At 65.2% G+C, this 17385-nt stretch carries 22 protein-coding genes; 8 read left to right on the top strand and 14 right to left on the bottom strand.

Annotated elements, in window-relative coordinates:
- Position 1: 1 nt before the first annotated feature.
- The 7 genes from soxB to AYJ57_RS01920 form a co-directional block, all read right to left on the bottom strand.
- Positions 2-1699 (bottom strand): thiosulfohydrolase SoxB, encoded by a 1698-nt coding sequence (gene soxB, locus AYJ57_RS01950; protein WP_066100444.1) that lies wholly within the window; start codon positions 1697-1699, stop codon positions 2-4.
- An 82-nt stretch (positions 1700-1781) separates the two neighbouring features.
- Positions 1782-2636, bottom strand: a complete 855-nt coding sequence (gene soxA, locus AYJ57_RS01945) for a sulfur oxidation c-type cytochrome SoxA (RefSeq protein ID WP_157373901.1) — start codon at positions 2634-2636, stop codon at positions 1782-1784.
- Positions 2637-2723: 87 nt separating this feature from the next.
- The gene (soxZ, locus tag AYJ57_RS01940) at positions 2724-3053 is read right to left on the bottom strand and encodes a thiosulfate oxidation carrier complex protein SoxZ (RefSeq protein ID WP_066100441.1); all 330 of its coding nucleotides are present in this window, start codon (positions 3051-3053) and stop codon (positions 2724-2726) included.
- A gap of 15 nt (positions 3054-3068) precedes the next feature.
- A complete protein-coding gene (gene soxY, locus AYJ57_RS01935) occupies positions 3069-3485 on the bottom strand; it encodes a thiosulfate oxidation carrier protein SoxY (protein ID WP_066100438.1) in 417 nt (138 codons plus the stop codon).
- 13 nt (positions 3486-3498) lie between these two features.
- The gene (soxX, locus tag AYJ57_RS01930) at positions 3499-3978 is read right to left on the bottom strand and encodes a sulfur oxidation c-type cytochrome SoxX (RefSeq protein WP_066100435.1); all 480 of its coding nucleotides are present in this window, start codon (positions 3976-3978) and stop codon (positions 3499-3501) included.
- Between the two features lie 201 nt (positions 3979-4179).
- Positions 4180-4770: a thioredoxin family protein gene (locus AYJ57_RS01925; protein ID WP_442974589.1), complete on the bottom strand. Its 591-nt coding sequence runs from the start codon at positions 4768-4770 to the stop codon at positions 4180-4182.
- A 59-nt stretch (positions 4771-4829) separates the two neighbouring features.
- Positions 4830-5564: a cytochrome c biogenesis CcdA family protein gene (locus tag AYJ57_RS01920; RefSeq protein WP_066100428.1), complete on the bottom strand. Its 735-nt coding sequence runs from the start codon at positions 5562-5564 to the stop codon at positions 4830-4832.
- A 53-nt stretch (positions 5565-5617) separates the two neighbouring features.
- On the opposite strand from AYJ57_RS01920, the gene AYJ57_RS01915 reads away from it, so the two are divergent.
- The 4 genes from AYJ57_RS01915 to AYJ57_RS01900 all read left to right on the top strand — a co-directional run bounded on the left by AYJ57_RS01915 (position 5618) and on the right by AYJ57_RS01900 (position 8569).
- Positions 5618-6010: a hypothetical protein gene (locus AYJ57_RS01915; protein ID WP_237220181.1), complete on the top strand. Its 393-nt coding sequence runs from the start codon at positions 5618-5620 to the stop codon at positions 6008-6010.
- Between the two features lie 5 nt (positions 6011-6015).
- Positions 6016-6363 (top strand): ArsR/SmtB family transcription factor, encoded by a 348-nt coding sequence (locus AYJ57_RS01910; RefSeq protein WP_066100422.1) that lies wholly within the window; start codon positions 6016-6018, stop codon positions 6361-6363.
- A 42-nt stretch (positions 6364-6405) separates the two neighbouring features.
- Complete coding sequence (locus AYJ57_RS01905; RefSeq protein WP_066100419.1) at positions 6406-7443, top strand: YeeE/YedE family protein; 1038 nt, start codon at positions 6406-6408, stop codon at positions 7441-7443.
- A 169-nt stretch (positions 7444-7612) separates the two neighbouring features.
- Positions 7613-8569: an MBL fold metallo-hydrolase gene (locus AYJ57_RS01900; RefSeq protein ID WP_083191119.1), complete on the top strand. Its 957-nt coding sequence runs from the start codon at positions 7613-7615 to the stop codon at positions 8567-8569.
- Between the two features lie 102 nt (positions 8570-8671).
- Here the strand turns inward: AYJ57_RS01900 and AYJ57_RS01895 are convergent, their stop codons facing one another.
- From AYJ57_RS01895 to hpt, 4 genes are all read right to left on the bottom strand, one after another.
- The gene (locus tag AYJ57_RS01895) at positions 8672-9568 is read right to left on the bottom strand and encodes a c-type cytochrome (protein ID WP_066100416.1); all 897 of its coding nucleotides are present in this window, start codon (positions 9566-9568) and stop codon (positions 8672-8674) included.
- A 3-nt stretch (positions 9569-9571) separates the two neighbouring features.
- Entirely contained in the window at positions 9572-10030 is a 459-nt protein-coding gene (locus AYJ57_RS01890) for a c-type cytochrome (protein ID WP_066100414.1), read from the bottom strand.
- Between the two features lie 242 nt (positions 10031-10272).
- Positions 10273-10458 carry a hypothetical protein gene (locus tag AYJ57_RS01885; protein ID WP_066100411.1) on the bottom strand — a complete coding sequence of 62 codons (186 nt, stop codon included), beginning with the start codon at positions 10456-10458 and terminating at the stop codon, positions 10273-10275.
- Positions 10455-11021, bottom strand: a complete 567-nt coding sequence (hpt, locus tag AYJ57_RS01880; protein WP_066100409.1) for a hypoxanthine phosphoribosyltransferase — start codon at positions 11019-11021, stop codon at positions 10455-10457. The genes AYJ57_RS01885 and hpt overlap by 4 nt, the downstream gene beginning before the upstream one ends.
- Before the next feature lie 70 nt (positions 11022-11091).
- On the opposite strand from hpt, the gene AYJ57_RS01875 reads away from it, so the two are divergent.
- Positions 11092-11538 carry a type II toxin-antitoxin system RatA family toxin gene (locus tag AYJ57_RS01875; RefSeq protein ID WP_066100406.1) on the top strand — a complete coding sequence of 149 codons (447 nt, stop codon included), beginning with the start codon at positions 11092-11094 and terminating at the stop codon, positions 11536-11538.
- A gap of 12 nt (positions 11539-11550) precedes the next feature.
- On the opposite strand, the gene AYJ57_RS01870 is transcribed toward AYJ57_RS01875, so the two are convergent.
- From AYJ57_RS01870 to AYJ57_RS01860, 3 genes are read right to left on the bottom strand one after another with little or no spacing between them, the layout of a single operon-like run.
- Positions 11551-12024: a CinA family protein gene (locus AYJ57_RS01870; RefSeq protein ID WP_066100403.1), complete on the bottom strand. Its 474-nt coding sequence runs from the start codon at positions 12022-12024 to the stop codon at positions 11551-11553.
- Positions 12025-12032: 8 nt separating this feature from the next.
- Entirely contained in the window at positions 12033-12518 is a 486-nt protein-coding gene (locus AYJ57_RS01865) for a phosphatidylglycerophosphatase A family protein (RefSeq protein ID WP_066100400.1), read from the bottom strand.
- A complete protein-coding gene (locus AYJ57_RS01860) occupies positions 12515-13696 on the bottom strand; it encodes a bifunctional 2-C-methyl-D-erythritol 4-phosphate cytidylyltransferase/2-C-methyl-D-erythritol 2,4-cyclodiphosphate synthase (RefSeq protein ID WP_066100397.1) in 1182 nt (393 codons plus the stop codon). Before AYJ57_RS01860 ends, AYJ57_RS01865 begins: the two co-directional genes overlap by 4 nt.
- Before the next feature lie 175 nt (positions 13697-13871).
- Here AYJ57_RS01860 and dusB point away from each other — a divergent pair, with 175 nt between their 5' ends.
- The 3 genes from dusB to AYJ57_RS01845 are packed head-to-tail and all read left to right on the top strand — an operon-like array spanning position 13872 to position 17317.
- The gene (gene dusB / locus AYJ57_RS01855) at positions 13872-14855 is read left to right on the top strand and encodes a tRNA dihydrouridine synthase DusB (protein WP_066100395.1); all 984 of its coding nucleotides are present in this window, start codon (positions 13872-13874) and stop codon (positions 14853-14855) included.
- Complete coding sequence (locus tag AYJ57_RS01850) at positions 14852-15943, top strand: two-component system sensor histidine kinase NtrB (RefSeq protein WP_066100393.1); 1092 nt, start codon at positions 14852-14854, stop codon at positions 15941-15943. Before dusB ends, AYJ57_RS01850 begins: the two co-directional genes overlap by 4 nt.
- Positions 15944-17317 (top strand): response regulator, encoded by a 1374-nt coding sequence (locus AYJ57_RS01845; RefSeq protein WP_066100390.1) that lies wholly within the window; start codon positions 15944-15946, stop codon positions 17315-17317.
- The last annotated feature ends 68 nt before the right edge of the window (positions 17318-17385 follow it).

Genomic DNA, 17385 nt, shown 5'->3' with positions numbered 1-17385 from the left:
ATCAGGCACCCACCACGTCGACGGAGTTGTTCTCGTCGAGCGTGACGCGCCCGAGGCTGCGGATATGGCTTTCCACCACGTCCCAGATCGGCGGGCCCTCGGTGCCCTCGTTGACGCTGGCCCAGCCCGCGACGACGTAGGACTTCGCCGGGTCGATCGCCTCGCCGGTCTTCAGCAGCGTCATCTCCGAGACCCGCTCGCCGACCGGGGCGGTGACGTCGATGCGATAGCCAAGCCCGCCGACGCGGACCATGTCGCCGCCTTGCTGGTAATAGGGATCGGGGTTGAAGATGTTGTCGGCCACGTCTTCGAGAATGACCTTGAGAAACTCGCCGGTCATCTCCGAGCGGTAGGCCTCGGGGTAGGTCATCGAGGTGACGTTCCAGATGTCTTCGCGGGTGATCGGATCGCCCGCCACCAGCGACGGCCCCCAGCGCACGCCGGGCGACATGGCGATCTGCGCGTCGCGCTGGGCGAGCAGCGCGTCGCAGATCAGGTCGTCCCATGTGCCGTTGAAATTGCCGCGGCGGTAGAGCGTGGTGTCGGTGTGGCCGATCACCTCCGAGAGCTTGTCGGCATAGGGCGCGCGCTGGGCGTCGATCAGCGCGGTCATCTCGGGGTCGGGGGCGATCACATCCGAGAAGATCGGGATCAGCTTGTGACGGAACCCCATCATCCGGCCATCGCGCACATCCAGATCGACGCGGGAGACGAATTTGCCGTTGGAGCCCGAGGCGATGATGATCGTCTCGCCCACCAGCACCGGTTCGGGCAGCGCGTCATGGGTATGGCCCGACAGCAGCACGTCGATGCCGGTGACTTTCTCGGCCATCTTCTTGTCGACGTCGAAACCATTGTGGCTCAGCACCACCACCAGTTCGGCGCCGTCCGCCCGCACCTCGTCGACCATCTCCTGCATGCGCTCGTCGCGGATGCCGAAGGAATACTCGGGGAACATCCACGAGGGGTTGGCGATCGGCATATAGGGGAAGGCCTGACCGATGACGGCGATCTTCACCCCGCCGCGCTCGAAGAACTTATAGGGCTGGAACAGCTCGGCCGGTTCGTCCCACTCGGCGTCAAAGATGTTCTGGCCAAGCGCGGCGAAGGGCAGCCCCTCGACGATCTCGCGCACTCGCTCCGAGCCGAGGGTGAACTCCCAGTGGAAGGTCATCGCGTCGGGCTTGAGCAGGTTCATCACGTTGACGCAGTCCTGCCCGGCGGTCTGATAGCAGGTGTAGCTGCCGTGCCATGTGTCGCCGCCATCCAGCAGCAGCGCATCGGGGCGCTCGGAACGGATCTGCTTCACCACCGTGGCGACACGGTCCATGCCACCGACGCGGCCATACGCCTTGGCCAGCGCGGAGAAATCGCCAGAGGAGAGGGCGTAATGCGATGGCGAGCCATCCGCGATCCCGTACATCTTGCGGAAGTCGGCGCCGGTGAGATGGGGCACCTCGCCGCGGTTCGGGCCAACGCCGATATTCACCGAGGGCTCGCGGAAGTAGATCGGCTTCAGCTGGGCGTGGATGTCGGTGATATGGATCAGCGAGACATTCCCGAAGGCGGGCATGGCCAGAAGATCGTCCTGCGTCAGCTGCTGCTGCGCGGCGAGCCGGGCCCAGTTGCCAAAGCCGGAGCCCCCATAGGCCGCAGCCGCAGCCATGGAGACCTGAAGGAAGTCGCGTCTGGAGATCATCGGGCTTTCCTCTTACGCATTCGAATGCGTGAATTTGTTAGAAGCGAGAAGCCCCGCGCGAGCCTGTCGCGCGGGGCAGGGATCAGTTGCGGACCGAAGGGCCCTCGACCGACAGGCCATTGCCGCGCGAGGCGACATAAAGCTCGAGGGCCACGAACTCGGGGCTGCCGGGGGCATAGGTTTCCGCGCGGGTGTCGCGCACACAGCCCTTGAAGCGCGAATGCACACCGTTGAGCTGCGCGTTCTTCAGCCGGTACGCTGGAAAGGCGTTGATCTGGCCCTGGCTGAGATGGTCGGCGCGGATGTAATTGCCGTAGTTCTGCTCGTGGCAGTTGGCGCAGCTCAGTTCCAGCTGGCCGGTGCGCGTGTAGTAGAGCTCTTTGCCAAGCTCCCACGTCGCCTCGACCGGACCGTCAATAGCCACGTTGACCGGCATCCCGCGCGAGACCGCCGAGAGCAGCGCCACCATATTGATCGCGTCCTTGCCGTCGTATTTCCACGCCTCGGCGCCCATACGCTCGGTGCGGCAGCCGTTGACCTGCATCTGCAGCGTGCGCACCTCTTCGGTCTCGTCGTTCCACTTGGGATAGGTGGCCTTGACGCCAGCCATATCCTCGGGCTCGCCGTGGCAGGAGGCGCAGCTCTTGCCTTCGCTGCCTTCGACCATCGCCCATTGTTCGCGCGCGTCGTCGACGAAGATCATTCCGGGATTGTCGAAATCATCCATCTCGAGCGCCTGCGTCTCGTCCGAGCGGAAGTGCCAGCCCGACATCACCTCGTCCATCGCCTCCGAGAGAAACTCGGGCGCGGGGGCCTTCGTGGTGATCTCGATTTCGCCGTTGATGACAAGCTCGTCGTCATCGGGCCCGCCGGCCTGCACCACCAGCGGTGCCGCCAGCAGGGCGAGCGCGGTCAGCGCGGTCGCCTTGCGTATCATGATACTCCTCCCTCCAGTTGACCCATCCCCTGCGGGGCGGGTGGGGCTTCGGGCGGCGCGGCTCCTCAACCGCCCGCCCGACGCGCGTCATTCGATGGCGATCGCCTTGGTCTCGGTGTAGGTCGAGCCGTCGTCGTCGAGCCATGTGAAGGTGAACTCGCCAGCCTCGGGCACGGTGGCCTCGAACTCGAAATACGGGTTGGTCGAGATCGCCGGTTCCATCGTCACGTCGATGACGTTCTGGCCGTTGAAATCGCAGGTGAAGCGATTGATGATCGAGCGCGGGATGATGTTGCCGTCGCTGTCTTTGCGCTGGCCGCTTTCCATCGGGTGGCTGATCAGCACCTTGATGGTGATCGCCTCGCCCGCCGATGCGGTCTTCGGCACTTTGACGCGGGGTCTGACTCCGGATGCCATAGCTCTTGCTCCTCCTTATCCGCCGCAGCCGCCGATGGTGACCTTCACGGTCTTGGCGGCGCGGGCAAAGCTTCCATCCTCCATCTTCGCGATGGCGATCACATCCTGCGTGCCGGCAAGCCGGATGCGGGTGGAGGCCATGCGCGAGGCCGCGAGCGGGCCGAATGCGAAGGTGGCGACGGCGGGCGTCGGGTTGCCGGCCGCCAGCACGAGGATCTCGGACGCGCCGGGCGCATCGACGGTGATCGGCACGGTGTTGCCGTTCTCTGCGATTTCAGGCGCGGTGAGATCGATGCCGCTGTCGGCCATGTCGGCGCCCCCGGTGAACTCGGCGATCATGTCGTCGACCGAGGCGTTGGCGCGGTAGGGCAGAACGCTCAGCGCCAGCGCGCCGAGGGCAAGGCCCAGAGTGTCTCTTCGTGTCAGCTGCATGCTGTCTCCTCTCTCAGCTGTCCTGCAGGGTCATCAGGAAGGCCACCACGTCCTCGATCTCCTGCGCGGACAGGATCGGGGGCAGGTCACCTTGTGCAGCCTTGCCGGTGTAGCCGTCGCCGGGCCGGATGAAGCCACTGCTTTTGTAGAATGCGGGCATAACCGTGCCCTCGAACATCTTCTTGGCGTTCGCCACGATGCCGCGCAGCTCCGCCTCGGAGCGGTAGCCGCCGACACCGTCGAGCATCGGGCCGACCTCGCCGTGGAACGGCGCGTCCTTGAGCGCGGTGATCTCGTGGCAGGCGACGCAATTGCCCTTCGACCGTGTGGTCATGACCACCGCACCGTTTGCCGGGTCTCCGGGGGTGCCGGTCAGCGAGCTTTCGATTTCGCCGTAGTCTGTGAAACTCACGTCAGCGGGGGCCGTGGGGTCTGCCAATGCGGCAGATGCAACTATCCCGATGACGGACGCGATTGCGACCGTGGTTTTCATGTCTCCTCCCCTTCCATGGGTTGAATGCTACGGCACACTGTGGGGGATACGCAACAACAAATTCATAGCCGTGAATTTTAAGATATGATTAAGCGTTCCCGCCATGGCGATCGCCGCAACGCAGAAAAATCAAGAGGTTGGCCCTAATTGCGCCCGGACTGCCCTCTGACTGTTCGCCTCGCTCCGGCGCAGTTTCCGCGTCTAGTCAGAGGCTTGCGGGCGCCGCTCTTCGATCATCCGGGCGTGGTATTTCTGGAAGGGCTCGTCGCCGTCATAGCCTTTCTCCAGCACCCATGTGAGCAGATCGCCGGTGGTCCCCGCAGAGAATGCGCCGGGCAGGGTGGCGACCGCCGCTTCGTTCGCCGGGGTGCCTTCGACCTCTTCGGGCAGGAACATCAGGGTCGGCGTGAACAGCAGGCTCCAGCGCCGCACCATGTCTTTCTCGGGCAGGGTGGTGCCGTCGAAATCGGTCACTTCGACATCGCCGAACATGTTGATCTGGATGACGAAGTAATCCTCGCTCAGCATCTTCTCGATATCTGGCTGAGGAAAGACCTCGGCGTGCATCTTGGTGCAATAGATGCAGCCGCGCTGCTCGACGAGAATCATCAGCCGCTTGCCCTCGGCATTGGCCTCGGCGAGATCGTCGGACAGATCCTTGAAGGTGTCATGCATCCAAGGCGCCTTATGCAGCCCGTCGTCGCCAAGTTCGGCGGCGAGGCCGGGCAGGGCGGCGGCGCAGGTCAGCAGCGTGGCGGTCATGAGCGCGGGTAGGGGTCGTGGTTGTCTCATCGGTCTCCTCCTTCCGATGTGGGTCCCGGGCCGATGTGGGCCCCGGGGGCAGCGGCGTTTCAGCCGATGCTGGTGAACCAGGGAATATGTTCGATCATCCAAGCGGCGATGAGGTTGAGGCTGCCTGTGGCGATCAGCACGCCGAACAGGATCAGCAGCAGGCCCATCGCCTTTTCGACGCGGCCAAGATGGCGCCGGAACCGCGCCATGAAACTCAGGAACGGCCCGATGAAGGCCGCCGCCAGCACGAAGGGCAGGGTCATCCCGGCGCCATAGGTCAGCAGCAGCAGAGCGCCGTGCTGGGCGGTGTCCTGCCCGGCGGCGGTGAACAGAATCGCCGCCAAGACCGGGCCAACGCAGGGCGTCCAGCCGAAGGCGAAGGCGAGGCCGATCACGAAAGCTCCGAAGAGCCCGGTGGCGTTCTGCGCGTCGGCCCGCACCTGACGGTAGAGAAAGCCGATCTTCAGCACGCCAAGAAAATGCAGCCCCATCAGGATGATAATCCCCGCAGCGATCCAGCGCAGCACGCCGAACCACTCGCGCACCAGCTGCCCAAAGAGCGTGGCCGTGGCACCAAGGCCGACGAAAACCGTGATCACCCCCAGCGCAAAGAACAGCGCGCCGGTGATCGCCCGCCGCCGCAGCCCCTCGGGGACCGTTCCGGTCTCCGCCACCACATGCACGCCCTGTCCGGCGAGATAGGACAGATAGAACGGCACCATCGGCAGGATGCAGGGGGACAGGAAAGACAGCAGCCCGGCCACAAAAGCGCCCAGAAATGTGACATCGAACATTCGGCTGCACCCCTCCCAAAGTACATATTCGCATATTACGTTACGTATGTGATATGCTGCCCGTCAATCATGCTGGAAAGGTTTCGATGCGCTATCTCGTGATCCTCGCTCTTTTGCTGCTGCCAATGCGCGTCTCCGCCGAGACGCTGCTGATGATGGTGCGACAGGATGGATGTGCCTATTGCGAGGCGTGGGAGGCGCAGATTGGCCCGATCTACCCGAAAACGCAGGAATCTCGGATCGCGCCGCTGGCCCGTGTCGAGTTTCGCGCGATCCCGGATGACGTTGCGCTCAAACGGCCGGTGGTCTTCACCCCGACCTTCGTCTTGCTGCGCGACGGGATGGAAACTGGGCGAATCGAAGGCTATCCTGGCGAAGACTTTTTCTGGGCCCTTCTGGGCCGCCTCCTAGAGGACCTCCCATCCTCCCCGACGATAGACGGATGACGCCGATGTCGAATGCAGCCCCGCTCCCCGTGTTTGACGAGGGTATGAGCGAGCCGGAAATGGACCGGTTCATGGAAAAGGCCGAAGCGGCCTCGAACCTTCTCAAGGCGATGAGCCACGGGGGGCGGATGATGATCCTGTGTCATCTGGCCTCGGGCGAGAAATCGGTGACCGAGCTCGAAGATCTGCTCTCCGCCCGACAGTCGGCGGTGTCGCAGCAGCTGTCGCGGCTGCGGCTCGAGGGGCTGGTCACGCCGCGCCGGGATGGCAAGACGATCTACTACTCCTTGACGGACGATCGGCCGAAGAAGATCATGGAGGTCATATACGACCTGTTCTGTCGAGAGGAGTGACCGGGGGCGACAGCCGCCGGTCGGAAGGGAGCGGCGGACGGCATGTTCGACTTTGGTGATGGCGCCGCGATTGCGGCGCTTGCTGGCCTGTTTGGGGGGATCGTCCTCGGGCTCGCGGCCCGGCTGGGGCGGTTCTGCACCCTCGGCGCGATCGAGGACGCGCTCTATTCCTCGGACAGTCGGCGCCTGCGCATGTGGGGCGTGGCCATCGGCACGGCCATCCTCTGCACGCATGTGGCGCTGGCGGCGGGCTGGATCGATCCTGCGCAAACCTTCTTTCTCTCTCGTCAGTGGTCCTTGCCCGCGACGGTGATCGGCGGGCTGGTCTTCGGCTACGGCATGGCGCTTTCGGGCAATTGCGGCTACGGCGCGCTGGCCCGGCTGGGCGGCGGCGATCTGCGTTCGCTGGTCATTGTCGTGGTGATGGGGCTCACCGCCTATATCACCATCTCCGGGCCGCTGGCCTTCCTGCGTGTCGCGGTGTTTCCCGAATATCCGCCCGAAGGCCCGCAGGCGCTGTTCCAACTGACCGGCGCGCCGCTGCTGACCGGGGGGCTGGTCGGCGGCGCAGTAATCGCCGCGGCGCTCAGCGGCGGCGGCATGACCCGCGCGCCACGGTTCATCGGCTGGGGCGTGCTGGTCGGCCTTGCGATCACCTCCGGCTGGCTCGGCACGCAATGGGCGGCCACCGCAAGCTTTGGCGCGCTGCACGTCGAGAGCCACTCTTTCGCCCGGCCCTTGGGAGAGAGCCTGCTGTGGCTGATGACCGCCTCGGCGGCAGCGCCGGGCTTTGCCGTGGGCTCGGTCACCGGAGTGCTGCTCGGCGCTTTCCTCGGCTCATGGCGCAAGGGCCACTTCCGCTGGGAGGCCTGTGAGGACCCGCGCGAGCTCAAGCGGCAGATCCTCGGCGCGGCACTGATGGGGCCGGGCGCGGTGCTCGCGGCGGGCTGCAGCGTTGGGCAGGGGCTCAGCGCCTTCTCCCTGCTGACCTTCAGCGCGCCGGTGGCGCTGCTGTCGATCTTCGTCGGGGCGGCCTTCGGGCTGCGGCAACTCATCGTCGGATTCGCGCCCGCCGAGTGAACGGGCGGGCCGTCCCTCGGGCGCGGCGATCCGTGGCAGGCGTTGCGACATGCGTATTTTTAAAGAGAAGAAGCTGCGGGCGCTGTGCTTTTGGGCCCGATGAAAGTCTTCTCTTCACGGGCGGGCAGTCGCACCATAGAATGCGAATATGTGAATTGGAGGAGATCACATGTTCCGCTCACCAGCCCGCCCCATTACGTCGCCTCATAGGCTGTCAGGCGCCCTGTCGCGCAGGCAGCTGCTGCGCAGCGCCGCCGCCGCCAGCCTCGCGCCTTTGCTGCCGCAGCGGCTCGTCGCCGAAACCGCCATAGGATCGGCCCGGCTGACCACGGTGAGCGATGGCAATCTCGTGCTGCCGGGGTCCTTCCTTTTTGCCGGGATGCCCGAGGAGGAACTGGCGCAGATCCTCGCGGCGCATCATGTCGACCCGGCGCGGGTGACGCCCGAATGCAATGTCACTCTTTGGCAGGACGAGACGCAAACCGTGCTTTTCGATGTAGGGTCCGGCTCCACGTTCATGGAGAGCGCGGGCTTGCTCTTAGACAGTCTCGACGCGGCGGGCGTGGCGCCGGACGAGGTGACCGCCATCGTCTTCACCCACGCCCACCCGGATCACCTCTGGGGGCTGCTCGACGATTTCGACGATCTGGTGTTCCCGCAGGCGCGCTACCTCATGGGGCAGCAGGAATGGGACTATTGGTGGGACCCCGAGACCGCGCGCACCATCGGCACCGCGCGGCAGGCCTTCGCCGTCGGCGCCCGGCGCCGCATGGAGATGATCGAGGACCGCATTGAACGCTTCGGCGACGGCGAGGAAATCCTGCCCGGCGTGGCTGCGATGCTGACGCCGGGCCACACACCGGGTCATATGAGTTTCGAGCTAAGATCGGGCAGCGAGGCGGCGATGGTCATCGGCGATGCCATCGGCAATGATCACGTGGCCTTTGCGCGGCCAGGCTGGGAGGCCAATTCCGATCAGGACCCGACCCGCGGCGCGCAGACCCGCAGCGCGCTGATGGACCGGCTGGCGCAGGAGCAGATGCTGCTGATCGGCTTTCACCTGTCGCAGGGCGGCATGGGGCGCGCCGAGAAAACGCAGGACGGCTACCGCTTCATCCCCGCCTGACGCCGGGAAAAAAAGCGCACCGTCCCCCGCTTCTTCTCTTTCCAAATACGCATGGCGCCGTGCCCCACACAGGGCGCCGCGCCGCAGAAGAGGGCCAAAGCCTTACTCCATTGCGCCGACCTCCGGCAGCGCCTTCACATAGGCCGCCACCGCCGCCCGGTCTTCGGCGGGCAGCTTGGCGAAATTCTCCACCACCGCGACCATATGGCCGCCAGCGCTGTCGTAATCGGGGGTGAAGCCGGTCTCGAGGTAATAGGCGATGGACGCGGCATCCCAGCTCAGCTTGTCCGGCGTCAGCGCGGGGATCGAGCCCTCGCCAGAGGGGTTCGGTGCGCCGGTCAGCCAAGCCTCGCGCTGCAGCCCGCCAAAGCCATCGCGCGGCGTGTGGCATTCACCGCAATGGGCCAGCGCCTCGACCAGATAGCGCCCGCGTGCAAGCTCCTCAGTCTCTGCATCGGCCATCACCCACGAGGGATCGAGGTAAAGCTGCTTCCACAGTCCAAGCCCGCGCCGGATATTGAAGGGAAAGCCCACCTCATGCGGCTGGCTCGGTTCCTGCGAGGCGGGCAGGGATTGGATGTAGCTCCAGAGGTTCGCCACGTCCTGCGGCTGCATGCGGATGTAGGCGCCATAGGGAAAGGCGGGGTAATAATGCTGCCCCTCGGGCGAGACGCCGCGCAGCAGCGCATTGGCAAAGTCGTGCAGCGACCACGCGCCGATGCCCTGCACCGGGTCGGGCGAGATGTTCGGCGCGATGAACGTGCCGAAGTCTGACGCGAAACGCTGGCCGCCCGCCAGAACGAGCTTGTCCTCGCTCTCGGGCGCATGGTGGCACGAGGCGCAGCCCGCGGCGGTGAAGATACTCTCGCCGCGCGCGGGATCACCGGCGGCGTCACCGGAAAATTCGCTCTCGGGCAGGATGTCGGGGGCGCTGATCAGCCAGAGGGCTCCGGCGGCGACCAGCGCCGCCAGAACGGAAAAGCCCAGAAGGCGGCGCATGGCTTACTCGGGCGCGCGGTAAGTGTCGTGGCACGCCTTACAGGCGCCGCCGAGTTGCCCCATCGCTGGGCCAAGCGCCTCCTGACCAGTCGCCGCGACCTGCTGCATGTTGGCGGCAGCCTCACCGAAGCCGCTCCACTTGCTGGCGAAATCGTCCCAACTGTCCCAGATTTCCGCCTTGGCGCGGGTGCCGTCGATGTCCATCTCCGAGGTGCCCTCGGCGAAGAGGGGCGCTTCGTCAATCATCGACACGCCGACCAGCGAGTCGGCGGCCTTTTGCGCGGCATCGGCGTCATAGGCGGTCTTGCCTTGGGCCATGTCGCCAAGAATGCCGAGATTGATCGCCATGATCCGGAACTGGCCCTGACGTGCCTTGACCGGCGCGGGCAGGTCCTGCGCGGTGGCGGCGGCGGCGCTGCCCAAAGTGGCGAGCGCGGCGAGGGCGGCAATCGTGGTCTTCATTGGAAACTCCCTTTCCTCCCGAAAGCGGGCTGTCCTTCAAAACACTTGCGCGTCAGAGGGTAGCGGAGCACCGGGTGCGATCAAGCCTTGTCAGGTTCCAGGGAGGTGCCGGGCAACCGCGAACCGGTTGCATAAGGAGGCGGGGTGCGATGAGCGTTTTTCTTACAATTATAGTGACTTGTTGGGCGAAGCTCTCTTGATGAAAGAACATAGCTTGCCCTAGGTAACTTTATCGCGCGCTGTTACTGGCTGACCCGCATGGGCGCCCGCATCCGCTCGGCGGTCAATGCGTCGGGCCAGCCGATCCACCGCTCGACGGCGTAAAGCGCAAGACAGGCGGCGAGCACCACAAGCACCAGTTTCACCCGTTTCGGCGAGGGTGGATGGCGCAGCCAGCGCGCCATCCGTAAGAGCCACATCTGGTTCATGCGCCGCTTGTGTCCGCGTCGCCGTCTTCGGGGAACCGCACCTTGCCGATGAACGGAAGGTTCCTATTCCTTTGCGCGAAGTCGATGCCGTAACCCACTATAAATTCGTCAGGAATCTCAAAACCGATCCAGTCGGCGGTCAGCTGCACCTCGCGCCGTGCGGGCTTGTCGAGCAGCGCGATGGTACGCAGTTTGCGCGGCTTGCGGCTCTGCATCAGCTGGATCACATGGCTGAGCGTAAAGCCGGTGTCGACGATATCCTCGACCACCAGAACGTCGCGCCCCTCGATCGGCGAGCGCAGGTCCTTGAGGATGCGCACCTCGCGGCTCGATTCCATGCCGTCGCCGTAAGAGGAGGCTTCGAGGAAATCCACTTCCACCGCCAGATCAAGCTCGCGCACCAGATCGGCGATGAACACGAAGCTGCCTCGCAGCAGGCCCACGACCACCAGCTTTTCGGTGTCGGAAAATTCGACTTCGATTTCGCGTGCCAGATCTTCGATCCGCGCCGCGATGGTTTTGGCCGAAATCATCTGGTCTACGACATATGGCTTCTCTGCCATGGTTCTCCCCTTGAAAATCCGCGCGCAGCATAGGAAATGTGCGGACATTGTCACGCGATAAAGGGGCGACATGCCGACCCACTCCGAGACGAAGCGCCTGCCGTACACGGCGCAGCAGATGTATGACCTCGTGGCGGATGTCGCGAACTATCCGAAGTTTCTGCCTTGGACGGCAGCGGCGCGGATCCGTTCGCGCGACGATATGGGCGATCATGAGGTGATGCTGGCCGATCTGGTGATCAGCTTCAAAGTGTTCCGCGAACGCTTTGGCAGCCGTGTGACGCTCTGGCCCGACGACAAGAAGATCGACACCGAGTATCTCGACGGTCCGTTCAAGCACATGATCTCGAAATGGCATTTCGAGGACGCGCCCGAGGGCGGCGTCGACGTGCATTTCTTCGTGGATTTCGAGTTCAAGAACCGGCTGCTGCAGAGCGCCGCCGGGATGTTCTTCTACGAGGCGATGCAGCGCATCGTGCGTGCCTTCGAGCGGCGGGCGGCAGAGCTTTACGGCTGAGCTGCCCGGCGATCAGGGCAGGGCGTCCAGCAGCAACTGCAGCGCATGGCGCGTGGCGGCGGCGCGCACGCCCGCGCGGCCAAGCGCGCCGAACTCCACCGTCTCGGTGCTGACACCGCCCGCGCTGGCAAGGCCAAAGCAGACGCGGCCCTCGGGCTTATGCCCGGACCCGCCGGGGCCCGCGATGCCCGAGATCGCCACCGCCAGATCGGCCTCTGCGGCGCGGCGCGCGCCTTTCGCCATTTCGGCAGCAACCTCTTCGGACACGGCCCCATGCGCTTTGAGCGTGGTGGCCTGAACGCCCAGCATGTCCTGCTTTGCGGCGTTGGAATAGGTCACGAAGCCCCGGTCGAAGATGTTCGACGAGCCCGCGATATCGGTGATCGCCGCAGCGACCATGCCGCCGGTGCAGCTTTCGGCGGTGGTGACGCGCTGGCCGGCGGCCATGGCGCGGGCGAGGATGTCTTTGGACAGATCTTCGGTCATGGCAGGCCTCACATCAGAAAGCCGTGCGCGATGCCGGCGAGGATGATGGTGACGATGGCGGCGAAGATCCCGGCGATCACATCGTCGAGCATCACGCCCATGGCGTCGCCGCGACGGTCAGCCCAGCCCACCAGCGAGGGCTTCCAGATGTCGAACAGGCGGAACAGGAAAAACGCCGAGACCCAGCCCGGCCAGAGCCGCCAGAACTCTGCGCCCATCATCATCGCGCCATAGGCGACGGGATAGAGCGCGATCCATTGGCCGACCACCTCGTCGATGACGATCCACGACGGATCCTCATCCTCGCCGCCTGCGGTCAGCTTTTGCGTGGCGATATAACCCAGCACGAAGGCCAGCACGGTGGCGGCGAGCAGCAGCCAGAAGCCGCCCAGCACCAGCAGCAGATAGGCGGCGGGCAGAGCGGCAAGCGAGCCCCAGGTGCCCGGCGCGGGGCGCATCAGCCCGGTGTAGAAGAAGGTTGCGATCAGTCTCATGGCTTCACCAGCGTAGCGGTTGCAATGGCGGCGATGCCTTCCTCGCGGCCGGTGAAGCCCAGCCGTTCGGAGGTGGTCGCCTTGACCGAGACGCGGTCCTGCGAGAGATCCATGATCCGGCCCATCTCGGCCATCATGGCGGCGGCATGGGGGCCGATCTTGGGGCGCTCGCAGATCAGCGTCAGGTCGATGTTGGAGATTGTGTAGCCCTTGGCGCGGGCCAGATCGACCGCATGGCGCAGGAAAATCTCTGACGCGGCGCCTTTCCACTGCGGATCGCTGGGCGGGAAGTGACGGCCGATGTCGCCCTCGGCCAGCGCGCCGTAAAGCGCATCGGTGACCGCATGCATCCCGACGTCGGCGTCGGAATGACCCTGCAGGCCGCGCCCATGCGGCACTTTCACACCGCAGAGCACCACGTGGTCTCCCTCGCCGAAACGGTGCACGTCGTAGCCATTGCCGAGGCGGATATCCATGGCGGTCTCCTGCTTGAGGGGGTCTTTGGCGCTGTCCGTGGCGGACAGCAGATAGGTTTCGGCCCGGGCGAAATCTTCGGGGCCGGTGATCTTGAGGTTGCGCTCTTCGCCGGGAACGATGCGCACCGCAAGTCCGGCGGCGCGCGCCACCTCGACGTCATCGGCGGCACCGCCGGGATGCGCCGCATGGGCGGCGCGGATGGCTGTGTAGTGAAAGCCCTGCGGGGTCTGCGCGCGGAAAAGGCCGCTGCGGTCCTGCGTGCCGGTGACTTCGCCGCCCGCGCCGGTCCAGAGCGCATCGGTGACCGGCAGCGCGGGCGCGGCGCCCGGCGCGCTGTCGAGCGCGGCCAGCACGGCGTCGATGATCTGCGGCGAGACGCAGGGCCGGGCGACATCATGGATCAGCACCTTGCGCGGCGGGGCGGCGGCCAGTGCCTCGAGCCCGGCGCGAACAGAGCCCGCGCGATCCGCAGCGCCGCTCACCAATGTGACTGGCAGGCCATCGCAGACCGACTCGGCCCGCGCGCGGTCGTCGGGGTGGACCACGAGCACAATCGGGCAGCGGGCGGCAAAGGCCTCGAGCGTCCAGCGCGCAACCGGGCGCGCCGCAATGTCGCGCCATTGCTTTGGCAGCCCGCCACCGGCGCGGGTGCCGCGCCCTGCGGCGACGATGATTGCGGCTGTTTCCGCGGCTGTTTCCATGGTGTTGACCTCCGGCGTCCCTCTCTAGGCGCTGGCGCAGGGCGGTGCAATCTCCGGCGGTGGGGTGATTATTTTTTAGGCACTACCGCCTTGCGTGCGCAGCTAATGTCCCCAAATGATTGAACACGCGGCGGAGGCACGTTAACTCCCAAGCAACTGCACAAGGAATAGGCGCTTGAACTTCTCGCTGGGTGACAGACTCATCGAACCCCCGGTCCTGCTGGCTCCGCTGGCGGGAATCACCGATCTGCCCTTCCGCACGCTGGTGTCGCGCTTTGGCGCGGGGCTTGTGGTGTCGGAAATGATCGCCAGCGGCGAGTTTCTCACCGCGCGCCCGGGAACCCGCGAGAAGGCCGAACTGGGCGCTGGCATCGAGAACACCTCTGTCCAGCTTGCCGGGCGCGCGCCCGAGCCGATGGCCGAAACCGCGCGCCATGTGGCGGGCATGGGGGCCAAGGTCATCGACATTAACATGGGCTGCCCGGCCAAGAAGGTGACGGGCGGCTGGTCGGGATCGGCGTTGATGCGCGAGCCGGATCACGCCCTGCGGCTGATCGAAGCGGTTGTCGGCGCGGTCGATCTGCCGGTGACGTTGAAGACGCGGCTTGGCTGGGACGGCGATTGCCTGAACGCCGCCGAGATCGCCAAGCGGGCCGAGGCGGCGGGCGTGAAGATGATCGTGATCCACGGGCGCACGCGCTGCCAGTTCTACAAAGGCTCTGCCGATTGGGCGGCGATCCGCGAGGTCGTCGAGGCGGTGTCGATCCCGGTGATCGCCAATGGCGACATTGTCGATGCGGCCACGGCGCGGGCCGCGCTGAAGGCCTCTGGCGCCGCAGGTGTCATGGTCGGGCGCGGGGCGCAGGGCGCACCTTGGCGGCTCGCGCAGATTGCGTCGGAGCTCTATGGGACAGCGGCACCTGAGGTGCCGGAAGGAAAGGCATTTTACCAAATGGTTGCAGAGCATTACGAGGCGATGCTGAGATTTTACGGCAAGGACTTGGGCGGCCGTGTCGCGCGCAAGCATTTGGGCTGGTACATGGATCACGCAGCGCCCGAGCCGGGCCTGCGCAAACGCATCCTGACCGAACGCGATCCGGCGGTCACGCTGCGCCTGCTCAACGAGGCGCTGGACGCCGATCTGAAGGTCGCGGCATGAGCACGAACAATGAATTGCTGATGCAGCTTTGGTCGTCGCTTCCAGTGCCCGCGATCCTGCTGGATGCCGAAGAGCGCATCGCCGACATGAACCCGGCTGCCGAAGGCTTCATGAACAACTCGGCGAAATGGCTGGTGGGCCAGCCGATCTGGGACCGTCTCGCCGTGGATGCGCCGCTCGAAGAGAGCCTTGGCCGCGCCCGCGAACATGGCACGCCGCTCTTCGTCAATGATGTCGACGTGGGCACCGGCAGCCGCCCGCCGCTGGTGTGCAACCTGCAGCTTGCGCCGGTGCAGAACTATCCCGGCTGGTTCATCATGCTGATTAGCCCGCGCGAACTGGCCGGGCGCATGACCCAGAGCCATTCGGTGAAATCCGCCGCGAAATCGGCTATCGGCATGGCCGAGATGCTGGCGCATGAGATCAAGAACCCGCTGGCGGGGATCACCGGCGCGGCGCAGTTGCTGTCGATGAACCTCAGCAAGGAAGATCTGGAGCTGACCGATCTGATCGTCGCCGAGACCCGCCGCATCGTGAAGCTGCTGGAGCAGGTGGAACAGTTCGGCAATCTCTCGGCGCCGGAAAAAAAACCGGTCAACCTGCACGACGTGCTGGACCGCGCCCGCCGCTCGACCCAGTTGGGCGTTGGCGCGCATATGAAGTTCGTCGAGGATTACGACCCCTCGCTGCCGCTCGCCCATGGCGATCCGGATCAGCTTTTGCAGGTGGTGCTGAACCTTCTGAAGAACGCCGCCGAGGCCGCCGACCCGAAAGAGGGCGGCACGATCCGCCTGCACACTTTCTATGAGCACAGCTTCCGGATGCGCCGCCCCGACGGCTCGACCCAGAAGCTGCCGCTGCAGATCGAAGTGATCGACGACGGCCCCGGCCTGCCCGAGGATATCAAGGGCGACGTGTTCGACCCCTTCGTATCCGGCAAGGAAAACGGCACCGGGCTTGGCCTCGCGCTGGTGTCCAAGATCATTTCCGACCACGACGGCTGGATCTCGGTGGACTCGGTCCCCGGCCGCACGGTCTTTCGCATTTCACTGCCGCGCGCCCCGCGCGAGATTGAGGAGAACAGGTAAATGGACGGGACCGTACTTGTCGCTGACGACGACCGCACAATCCGCACGGTGCTGACCCAGGCGTTGACCCGCGCCGGCTGCAAGGTGCATGCGACCTCGTCGCTCACCACGCTGATGCGCTGGGTCGGCGAAGGCAAGGGTGACGTGGTGATCTCCGACGTCGTCATGCCCGATGGCAACGGGCTGGAAATGCTGCCGAAAATCCATCAGGACCGGCCCGATCTGCCGGTCATCGTGATCTCGGCGCAGAACACCATCATGACGGCCATTCAGGCCGCAGAGGCAGAGGCCTACGATTATCTGCCCAAGCCTTTCGATCTGCCCGATCTGATGAAACGCACCGCCAAGGCGCTCGACAACCGCAACCGCACGCCCAAGCGTGAAGAGGTCGCGACGATCGGTGCCGATGGCCCGGACGAGCTGCCGCTGGTTGGCAAGACCCCGGCGATGCAGGCGCTCTATCGCCTTGTCGCCAAGGTGATGAACACCGATCTGCCGGTGCTGATCTCTGGCGAGAGCGGCACGGGAAAATCGCTGATCGCCCGCGCGATCCACGATTTCTCGGACCGCCGCACGCTGCCGTTCATCACCGTGACCGGCGCGGACCTGTCTGACCTCGAAGGGCCGGCGCGGGTGCTGGCGCGGGTCAAGGGTGGCACGCTGCTGATCGACGAGATCACCGATATCCCCGATGAAATCCAAGCGCGCGTGGTGCGCATGATGGACATTCCGGGCGAGCATGTGCCGCGCTTCATGGCCACCAGCCAGGGCGATCTGGCGCAGGCGATGGAAGAGGGCGCCGTGCGGCAGGACCTTTACTACCGCCTGTCGGGCGCGACGATCAACGTGCCGAGCCTGCGCGAGCGGGTCGAGGATATCGCGCTGCTCACCGATCACTTTCTGCAGCGGGCCGAGCGCGAGGGCGCTTCGAAACGCTGGCTGTCGAAGGATGCCGCTGAGCTTTTCCGCGCCTACAGCTGGCCGGGCAACGTGCGGCAACTCGAGAACTCGGTGCGCCGCCTGTCGCTGACCAGCCGCGCCGAAGAGATCAGCCGCGCCGAAGTTGAGGCGGTGCTGGGCAACCAGCCCGACACCGGACCGATCCTGCGCGGCGGCGACAGCGAGAAACTGAGCACATCGGTGGCCCGTCACCTGCGCCGTTACTTCGATCTGCACGGCAATATGTTGCCGGCACCGGGGCTCTATGCGCGCATCCTGAAAGAGGTCGAGGCGCCTTTGATCGAGATTGCCCTAGAGGCAACCGGCGGGAATCAGGCGAAATGTGCTGATCTGCTTGGCATCAACCGCAATACCTTGCGTAAGAAGATCACGGATCTGGATATTCGCGTGACACGCCGCCGCAAACTGATGTAAAAGCGTCACAGGCATGTGGCCGCATTGCGCCGCCCTCGGGGCGGCGCTTTCACTAGAAGCCACAGCCT

Source organism: Salipiger sp. CCB-MM3, from assembly GCF_001687105.1.
In the GTDB taxonomy this organism is placed as follows: domain Bacteria; phylum Pseudomonadota; class Alphaproteobacteria; order Rhodobacterales; family Rhodobacteraceae; genus Salipiger.
The sequence above is the reverse complement of the archived record's forward strand: the minus strand, read 5'-3'. Positions and strand labels throughout refer to the sequence as shown.